This window comes from Sulfurimonas sp., from assembly GCF_023229105.1.
Taxonomy (GTDB): domain Bacteria; phylum Campylobacterota; class Campylobacteria; order Campylobacterales; family Sulfurimonadaceae; genus Sulfurimonas.
This window is the reverse complement of the sequence record NZ_JALNZY010000007.1, coordinates 34,198-43,562: the sequence shown is the minus strand read 5'-3', so window position 1 is coordinate 43,562 and position 9,365 is coordinate 34,198. Positions and strand designations below refer to the sequence as shown.

Sequence of the window (9,365 nt, the reverse complement as noted above, 5' to 3'; positions counted from 1 at the left end):
AGGATCCTTATGAGCTTTATGAAGAGTTTGAGATAGATGCTAGACCTGCTGATGAGCTAGATTTAAAAGCTATTGTTAAGCAGGAGAAAAAAAAGATAAAAATTTTAAATATAAAAGATATTAAAAAGGGCTCAAAAGCAGGTGTTTCTCTTTTTAGACTGATTCCGTATCTGTTTTTGATTTTAGGTTTTATTGCTCTTAAAAATAATGCACTTTTGGATATCTCTATCTATCTTCCATCTCTGCTTGTGGGAATTATTGTAGGTTATATTTTCTCAAAAGAGTTTAACCCTAAGCAGTAATCATCGGTATATTAAGGGTTATCTTTTTTTGAATATCTATATAAAAATTTGTATTTACCGCTAACGCTTTTAGTTCGTTAACTCTCTCTTTATCAATACTCTTTGAACTTATTTCGATAGAGAATATGCTATATTTTTTATTTTCAAATTTTATATGTTCGCCGACTCTGTAAAATATTTTGGTTACAATTTTTTCATTATTTTCATAGCAAGAGTAGATTTTGTTTACTATTTTTATGAAGATGTTAGAGTCAACTATAACTTCTGGAATAGTAGGGTCAAAATCTTTTTCAAAAAATATTTTTGAGTTTATTGAGTGTGTTAACATGCATAAATCGACCAAAGCATAAATATTAACCGGCTCCCCGATAGGTTTTTGGTTATTTAGTTTAAAAGATGGAGTTTGATAGAGCTTTATACCTATAGCATCATCATTTTCATATCCGACGGTAAGTGCAAAAAATCTATAGCGCCCAACCTCCAACTCAACAAAAGTAGTCTTAAACCCAAACGTGACGTTTGCGTACGTTGTAGTAAGTATAAAAAGCTCTTCTGTCGTAATTGAGCCTAATAGAAACTGAGCTTGTGAATTTAACGATATGATTTTTCCATTTGAGCTAAAGAGCACAAAAGGGTTGTAGTCATACTCAATCCATTGCTGCTCAAATGTCATCTTATGATTACTCTTCTATATAATTTTTCAGTTTTCGCCCAACTTTAGGGTGCTTTAGTTTTTTAATTGCACTTGATTCGATTTGGCGGACTCTCTCGCGCGTTACACTAAGCTCCTTGCCTATCTCTTCTAGTGTTCTGTCACTCTCATCATCCATAATTCCAAAACGAAGTTTGATAACAGCCTTTTCTCTTTCGTTAAGCTGCTCTAAAACATTTTCTATTTGAACTCTTAAATCATCTTTTAATATTGCATCAGATGGAGATAGTGAAGATTTATCCTCTATAAAATCTCCAAAACGTCCATCATCTTCACTTCCAATAGGAGCCTCTAGGCTTATAGGCTCTTTTGTGATTTTGATGACATTTTTAACCTTCTCAACAGAGAGACCGACTTCTTGAGCGATAATCTCAACATCTGGCTCTTTTCCATGCTCTTGGAGATGTTTGCGCATAATTTTATTTATACGGTTTATCGTCTCTATCATGTGGATAGGAATACGAATAGTTCTTGCTTGATCCGCAATTGCTCGAGAGATTGCCTGACGAATCCACCATGTAGCGTATGTTGAGAATTTATAACCTTTTTGGTATTCAAATTTGTCAACTGCCTTCATAAGACCAATATTTCCTTCTTGGATTAGGTCAAGAAATGGAAGACCGCGATTTGTGTAACGCTTTGCAATAGATACAACAAGTCTTAGGTTTGATTTTGCCATCTTTGTTTTTGAGATTTCAGAGATATTTTTACCGCGTTTAATCTGCTCTAAAATATCTGCCAATTTTTCCGGTTCCATATCAAAACTGTTTTTTGATGCCTCTTTTGTTTGAACAAGTTTTTTTATCTCCATGTAGGTACTAACCATGGTAGCTTCGGGAACCATACCTGCGATATCTTCTTTATTTAAGTCGCATATTTTTTCAACTAAAACCTTATGGTTTGCTTTTAGAGTTGAGTTAAACAGCGGAAGTTTGTACTCCAATCTTTTTAGCTCCTTGTCGTACCCTTCATCACTTTTAAGTGCTGTTTCCATTGCCTTAACAAGCTCATTGATAAGCTTAGACGTAGGACCCAGATCTAGTAACTTCTCCTTTAAAATGCCTTTTTTAAAGGTAACTGATAAGAAGTAGAAGATAGTTTCAGGGGTAGGCTCGCCGTCAAGATTTTCAGGTGTTTTGTCGGTTAGTTTTATCCACTCTTTTTTAGCTTTTTCCAAAGCTTTAAAACTTGTGGTAACCTTCTCAACTCTAGTTTTATCTTTGACTGTCAATGTTTTTTCAACATTCTCTTCTTCAGCATCTTCATCATCATCACCGTTCTCTGAGTCGTCGCCATCATCATCTTTTTCATCTTCAAAACTCTTAAAGAGTTCCTTTACTCTTCTTTCACGGTTTATAAGTGGCTCTTTATAATCTAAAATAAAATCTATTAAATATGCAACCGAGCATATTGCATCTATGATAATACTCTCACCGCCTTCAATTTTTTTACTTATCTCTATCTCTTCTTCTTTAGTTAAAAGCGGAATCTGCCCCATTTCACGAAGATACATACGAACAGGAGAGTCAGAACGAGACCACTCTAAAAGCTCATGCTCTTTTAATATATCAAAGCTATCTGTTTCGTTATTTTCAATCATCTTTCTTTGAGCATTTCTTCTAGCCTCTGCCTCTTTGTCATTAAGAAGTTTTGCATGCTCTGATGATGTGTAGATGCAAGCCTTATGCTTTTGTGCGAGTTTATATATATTTGCTGCTTGTGATGCAGTCGGCTGCTTGTCAAAAAGTTCCACTAGTGCTTCGTATGTCAAACACTCTTTAGGTTTTTGATTTGCGAAGAATGATTCGATAGCTTTGTTTAATTCTTTGGCTGTCATATAAAATATACCTTCTTAAGTCTATAAGATTTTTCAAAGGTGGATTATACCCAAATACTCTTAACTCTTGCTTCTTTTAATATTGGAACACCCTTTGCTTTAACATTTGAAAATATTTGTTTAAAGGTACTTTATGCAAAGTGGATACTATAGTTCAGCAGCAGGTATGGTTACTCAGTTTAATCGCCTTGACACTATCGCAAATAACCTAGCTAATGTAAATACAGTTGGCTTTAAAGAGGATAATTTGGTAGTCGGTGATTTTATGCGTCTTTACAAAGAAGCAAGAGATGAGCTTCCAAACGCAAACCAGACTAAAGAGGCGGCACAGTTTTTAAACAGAGCCATGAATAAGGCTCCGCAAGTAGTTGACTCATATACTGATCACTCTTTGGGAAATATGCAAAAAAGTAACAATCCGCTTGATATGGCTCTCTCAAAAGAGGGACTTTTCTTTTTGGTTAAAACACCAGAGGGAATTAGGTTTACTAGAGATGGTACATTTATGAGAGATGATCAAGGAAGAGTTATTACAAAGAGCGGCTATGAGGTGCTTCCTAGTGATTATTTTCAAACAAAACAGCCTATAACACTCAACCAAGAAGATAGTGTAGTTGAGATAGATAAAAATGGACAAATATATACAAATATTCCAAACAGTGCGAATTTTACACTTAACTCTAAAATCTTTATAGCGCAGCCTGAAAATATTGCGTTTTTGAAAAAAGAGGGAAATAACCTTTATAGATACGACAAAGAACAAGAATTTGTGAGCATTCAAGAGAGCGGAGCTGTAATGCAGGGTTTTGTTGAAAAGAGTAATGTAAATGCTGTGAAGATGATGACACAGATGATAGAGACAAATCGTTTAGTTGGAATGTATCAAAAAGCCATGGATACCCAAATGAACGATATGAACCGTGATGCAATTGAAAAAATTGCCAAAAAATCTTAAGGAGTTTAGACTATGATGCAATCACTTTACACTGCTTCGACCGGAATGTTAGGCATGCAGACACAAATAGATACGACAGCGAACAATATTGCAAACGTAAATACAATCGGATTTAAAAAATCTCGTGCGGAGTTTGCTGATTTAATGTATAAAGTTATGGAGTATGCAGGAACATCCACGAGTGATGTTACCAAAAGTCCTACCGGTATCGAGGTTGGACTCGGTGTTAGACCTACTGCAATCAATAAAATATTTTCAGAGGGCAGCCTAAAGCAAACAGATAATGAGCTTGATTTGGCTGTAACAGGAAAAGGTTTTTTTAAATTAGAGCTTCCTGATGGAACTGAGGTTTACTCAAGAAACGGTGCTTTTAAAATTGATGAAAACGGGACAATTGTAAACAGCGACGGGTACAGAATGGTTCCTGAAGTTGTTATTCCGCCTGATGCAACAAATGTCAATGTAGGAACAGATGGCACGGTCAGCGTTGTTCAACCGGGGCAGACTCAGGCAACTCAAGTAGGTCAAATCACATTGACTAACTTTATAAACCCTGCAGGTCTTCACTCTATGGGAGACAACTTATATATAGAGACAGACAGCTCTGGACAGCCAGTTGAGGGGACTCCCGGACTTGATGGTCTTGGAGTGCTTAGACAAGGTTTTGTTGAGCTGAGTAATGTCGAACTTGTTGTTGAATTAACAGACTTAATAACAGGTCAACGTGCATATGACTCTAACTCAAAAGTAATCACTACAAGTGATGAAATGCTTCAAACTACAAATAATCTAAAAAGATAATAAACTCTTAAATACGGCTTGATACTAAGTGATATTAAGTCGTAGTCTTCTCTTTGTCTGCCAATTAGCAAAACATCAAACTACTTTTAGTACAATTACTACTATAATATGAAAAAGTAGAGTATAAAATTAGGAATTTTTATGAATTTAAAAAATATAGAGAAAATTGAATTAAACTATCTAGCAATAGAAGACCATGAAGCCGTAGCAGAACTTATGAAAGATGAGTATAGACATCTTAAAGACTCCACATGGAGCAAGGAAGAGCTTGCTATTTTAATCAATAAATTTCCAAAAGGGCAGGTAGGTATAAAAATAGATGGGGAGTTTGCCGGTTTTGCCCTGAGTATGATTGTGAATTATGATAAATTTGAAGATACGCATACATATAAAGAGATAACGAAAAATTATACTTTTGACACATTTAACCCGCTTGGTAACATCCTTTACGGAGTTGATGTGTTTGTTAGTAAAAAATACCGTGGATTAAGACTTGGAAGAAGATTGTACGATTATAGAAAAGAGCTATGTGAAGAGCTTAATCTAAAAGGGATAATTTTTGGAGGAAGATTGCCTAACTACGCAAAATACTCAAAAGAGCTCTCTGCAAGAGAATATATACAAAAAGTTAAAGAAAAAGAGATTGATGACCCCGTGCTTAATTTTCAACTCTCAAATGATTTTAATGTCAGGCGTATAGTGAAAAATTATCTCGAAGGGGATATGGAGAGTTGCGAATATGCAGCAATTTTGGGATGGAATAATATCTATTATACGCAACCAAAGAAAAATCCGCTAACGCAAAAAACAGTTATAAGACTTGGGCTAATTCAGTGGCAAGTAAGACCGTATAATGACATAAAAGAGGTGCTTGAGCAGGCAGAATATTTTATAAATGCAGTCTCTAACTACAGAAGTGATTTTGCACTTTTTCCAGAGTTTTTTAATGCGCCACTCATGTCAAAATATAATCATCTAAATGAAGCAGAAGCTATTAGAGAGTTGGCAGGTTATACTCAGAGATTTAGCGATGAGTTCTCAAAACTGGCTATATCGTATAACATAAATATTATAACTGGAAGTATGCCGGAACTGGTTGATGGGCATCTTTATAATGTCGGATTTTTATGTAGGCGTGATGGAACGGTTGAGAAGTATTCTAAGATACATGTAACTCCCGATGAGGAGAGAATCTGGGGGCTAAAAGGCTCTAATGAGATAAAAACATTCAATACCGATTGCGGAAAGATAGGAGTGCTTATCTGCTATGATGCTGAATTTCCAGAACTTGGTAGATTGCTAGCTAAAGAGGGAATGGAGATACTTTTTGTCCCATTTTTAACAGATACACAAAATGGATACTCAAGAGTCAGAATCTGCTCGCAAGCAAGAGCAATAGAAAATGAGTGCTATGTTGCAATTGCCGGATGTGTAGGAAATCTGCCAAAAGTCAGCAACATGGATATACAGTATGCGCAATCAGCAGTATTTACACCATGTGATTTTGCATTTCCTTCAAACGGCATCAAGGCAGAATCAACACCAAATACGGAGATGATTCTTGTTGCTGATGTTGATTTGGATCTTTTAAAAGAGCTTCATACATTCGGTGGAGTTACAAACCTAAAAGACAGAAGAGAAGATCTCTATGAGCTTAGATTAAAAAAGTAGCAAAAAGCTCTTTATAAAACTAAAATCTCATTTTGGGTATAATCGCAAAATTAATTTACAACAAATAGTTAGGAATCTATAATGCAAAAAGCAAATATTAACGGAAAAGTTTGGAGATTTGGCAAAGATATCGACACAGATTTAATCATAGCAGCTCGTTATTTAAGTACCTCGGTGCCCGAAGAGTTGGCAAAACATGTCATGGAAGATGCTGATCCTGAATTTGTAAATAAGATGAGCAGAGGCGACGTGATAGTTGCGGATGAGAATTTTGGCTGCGGCAGTTCTCGCGAACACGCTCCAATTGCTCTAAAAGCTGCCGGTGTTGCAGCAGTTATTGCTCCTACTTTTGCAAGAATTTTCTATAGAAACTCGTTTAACATGGGACTTCCTATATTTGAGCTTAAAGAGAGCGCAGAGATAGCAGAGGGCGATGAGATAAGTATAGATATGAATAATGGAACTATTATAAACAAAACATCAGGCAAAACATATAGTTTTACCCCAATTCCCGCATTTATGCAAGAGCTTATAGATGCCGGCGGACTTATGAATTTTGCACAAAACGAGATTAAAGGTAAATAATGAAAACGTATAAAATTGCATTAATAAAAGGTGATGGCATAGGTCCTGAAATTATAGATGAAGCTGTAAAGGTTTTAGATGCCGTAGCATCATGCTGTGATATAGAGTTCTCTTACGAAGAGGCTTTAATGGGCGGTTGCGCTTATGATATTACCGGTGATCCTCTTCCACAAGAGACTATCAACATATCATTAAACAGTGATGCGGTACTCTTTGGTGCAATCGGCGGAGAAAAATGGGATAATCTTCCCCGTGAAAAACGACCTGAAAGCGGGCTTTTACGATTTAGAAAAGAGCTTGGTGTTTATGCAAACCTGCGCCCTGCAGTTGTATATGATGAACTTGTGAATGCTTCATCACTTAAGGCGGAAGTCGTTAAGGGCGTTGACTTGATGGTTGTTCGTGAGCTTATCGGTGGAATCTACTTTGGGGAACCAAAAGGGCGTGATGAAAACAGAGGCTGGAACACTATGGTCTATACTCGTGATGAGATAGTCAGAATCGCGCATCAAGCATTTAAGATTGCCATGACAAGAAGCAAAAGAGTCTGCTCGGTTGACAAAGCAAATGTTTTGGATGTATCGCAACTTTGGAGAGATGTGGTCATTGATGTCTCAAAAGAGTATCCAGAAATTGAACTCTCTCACATGTATGTAGATAACGCAGCGATGCAGCTTATCCGCGACCCTAGGCAGTTTGACGTAATTCTTACGGGAAATATTTTTGGTGATATTTTAAGCGATGAGGCTAGTATGCTATCAGGCTCGATAGGTCTTCTTCCCTCGGCTTCCGTTGGGGCTAAGATAGGTGTTTATGAGCCTATTCACGGTTCTGCACCTGATATCGCAGGTCAAGGAATTGCAAATCCTATTGCAACTATCTCCTCAGCTTCGATGATGCTAAGATACGCTCTTGGCGAAGATAATGCAGCAGACAAGATAGATGCTGCCGTAAAAAGAGCACTAAAAGAGGGCTACAGAACAAAAGATTTGGCACAATATGATGCTAAAGAAGTTTGTTCTACAAGTGAGATGGGTTCTATAATTGCTAATTATGCGGCGAAATGAAGACACTAACTTTAGCAAATATTTATGAGTTGCAAGGATTAAAAGAAGAGGCGCTTGAAATCTATAAAGAGATACTAAAAAAAGAGCCCTCTAACATTGATGCTAAAATTGCCATACGAAGACTCTCTGGCATGAGAAAGAAGTTTTTAAATGTAAATACTCAGATGAAAGAGTATTTTGTAAAGATGGAAGAAGAGATTGAGTTTAATGAATTTGAAAGGTGGCTATTAAAGTTATGGAACTAAAAGATGTAATTCTCTCAACTTTAGCAGAGATGGAAAATGTGAAACCTGAAAAAAAGATGATAGATAATATAAAGCATATCCAAGATGCTCAAGAGAAAAGCAAAAAAGAGCTTGAGCTAGAAGTTCAAAGCGAAGAGAGCTCTGCTTCAAAAGACGAACGGAATGTAAACAGCGAGATACTCTTTTTAAAATCGACAAGAGAGAGATTGCTTGTGCTTTTTGAAGGTTTTCAGGCTCCAAACAATACAAATATAGAGGCCAAAATAGATATGACGCTTAATTTTTTAGAGTATATGCTCGTTACTATTGACTCAAGAGTTGAAGAGATACAAAGAGGTAGTCAAATATGAGCCAGTACAGAGTCCTGATAGATGCAAATGATGAAAAAGGTCTTGTTTATAAAGTCTCTTCCGTTTTTTATCAAAACGATATGAATATTCTCTCAAATAGCGAATTTGTTGACAAAGAGAATAATAAATTTTTTATGAGAAGCGTTGTTGAAGGTGATATAACTTTAGAAAAACTCCATAAGCTCATCAGCGATATTATGCCCGAAAATGCAAATATTGACGTAATTGCCCCTCAAGATAAAAATATAATTATAATGGCAACAAAGGAGATGCATGCCTTAGGCGATATTTTAATCAGGCATGAGGCTGGAGAATTAGAGGCAAATATATTAGCCGTAATATCAAACTACAGCGATTTAGAATCCCTTGTGTCTAGATTTAATATCCCTTTTGTCTGCATCTCTCATGTTGATTTAAGCAGAGAAGAGCATGAAGATAAAATACTTGAGCACTTAACTAAATTTAAAGCGATAGATTATATCGTTTTGGCAAAATATATGAGAGTGTTAACGCCTCAGTTTGTAGAAGTTTATGAAAAAAAAATTATTAATATCCATCACTCATTTTTACCGGCTTTTATTGGAGCAAACCCCTATAAACAGGCACATGAAAGGGGTGTGAAAATCATAGGTGCAACTTCACATTTTGTGAATAACAACCTTGATGAAGGTCCGATTATTGCTCAAGAGGTTATACATGTCGATCATGCCTATGGGTGGAGGGATATGCAGCGTTTAGGCAAAGATGTTGAAAAAGTTGTTCTCTCTAGAGCGCTTAAACTTGCGCTAGAAGATAGAATTTTTGTATATGCAAATAAAACCGTTATTTTTCAGGGATAGT

10 protein-coding genes and 1 pseudogene are annotated in these 9,365 nt (G+C 36.2%); 9 read left to right on the top strand and 2 right to left on the bottom strand.

Annotation, left to right across the window (positions count from 1 at the left end; translation table 11 throughout):
- Nucleotides 1–302 (top strand): annotated as a pseudogene (locus tag M0Q17_RS02005) (hypothetical protein); the annotation flags it as partial.
- On the opposite strand, the gene M0Q17_RS02000 reads toward M0Q17_RS02005, so the two are convergent.
- Both M0Q17_RS02000 and rpoD read right to left on the bottom strand, forming a co-directional pair.
- On the bottom strand, nt 292–975 hold the full coding sequence (locus tag M0Q17_RS02000; protein ID WP_295082764.1) for a hypothetical protein: 684 nt from the start codon (nt 973–975) through the stop codon (nt 292–294). The pseudogene M0Q17_RS02005 and the gene M0Q17_RS02000 overlap by 11 nt on opposite strands.
- 7 nt (nt 976–982) lie before the next feature.
- Nucleotides 983–2,851, bottom strand: a complete 1,869-nt coding sequence (rpoD, locus tag M0Q17_RS01995) for an RNA polymerase sigma factor RpoD (RefSeq protein ID WP_295082762.1) — start codon at nt 2,849–2,851, stop codon at nt 983–985.
- A gap of 133 nt (nt 2,852–2,984) precedes the next feature.
- On the opposite strand from rpoD, the gene M0Q17_RS01990 reads away from it, so the two are divergent.
- The 8 genes from M0Q17_RS01990 to purU all read left to right on the top strand — a co-directional run bounded on the left by M0Q17_RS01990 (nt 2,985) and on the right by purU (nt 9,364).
- Entirely contained in the window at nt 2,985–3,806 is an 822-nt protein-coding gene (locus M0Q17_RS01990; protein WP_295082761.1) for a flagellar hook-basal body protein, read from the top strand.
- Nucleotides 3,807–3,818: 12 nt separating this feature from the next.
- Nucleotides 3,819–4,607, top strand: a complete 789-nt coding sequence (flgG, locus tag M0Q17_RS01985) for a flagellar basal-body rod protein FlgG (protein ID WP_295082759.1) — start codon at nt 3,819–3,821, stop codon at nt 4,605–4,607.
- Between the two features lie 141 nt (nt 4,608–4,748).
- Entirely contained in the window at nt 4,749–6,278 is a 1,530-nt protein-coding gene (locus tag M0Q17_RS01980) for a bifunctional GNAT family N-acetyltransferase/carbon-nitrogen hydrolase family protein (RefSeq protein ID WP_295082757.1), read from the top strand.
- Between the two features lie 81 nt (nt 6,279–6,359).
- Nucleotides 6,360–6,863, top strand: a complete 504-nt coding sequence (locus tag M0Q17_RS01975) for a 3-isopropylmalate dehydratase small subunit (RefSeq protein WP_295082755.1) — start codon at nt 6,360–6,362, stop codon at nt 6,861–6,863.
- Entirely contained in the window at nt 6,863–7,930 is a 1,068-nt protein-coding gene (gene leuB / locus M0Q17_RS01970; protein ID WP_295082753.1) for a 3-isopropylmalate dehydrogenase, read from the top strand. The genes M0Q17_RS01975 and leuB overlap by 1 nt, the downstream gene beginning before the upstream one ends.
- Nucleotides 7,927–8,175 carry a hypothetical protein gene (locus M0Q17_RS01965; RefSeq protein WP_295082751.1) on the top strand — a complete coding sequence of 83 codons (249 nt, stop codon included), beginning with the start codon at nt 7,927–7,929 and terminating at the stop codon, nt 8,173–8,175. Before leuB ends, M0Q17_RS01965 begins: the two co-directional genes overlap by 4 nt.
- Complete coding sequence (locus tag M0Q17_RS01960; protein WP_295082749.1) at nt 8,166–8,525, top strand: hypothetical protein; 360 nt, start codon at nt 8,166–8,168, stop codon at nt 8,523–8,525. The genes M0Q17_RS01965 and M0Q17_RS01960 overlap by 10 nt, the downstream gene beginning before the upstream one ends.
- The gene (gene purU, locus M0Q17_RS01955; RefSeq protein ID WP_295082746.1) at nt 8,522–9,364 is read left to right on the top strand and encodes a formyltetrahydrofolate deformylase; all 843 of its coding nucleotides are present in this window, start codon (nt 8,522–8,524) and stop codon (nt 9,362–9,364) included. Before M0Q17_RS01960 ends, purU begins: the two co-directional genes overlap by 4 nt.
- Nucleotide 9,365 lies beyond the last annotated feature (1 nt).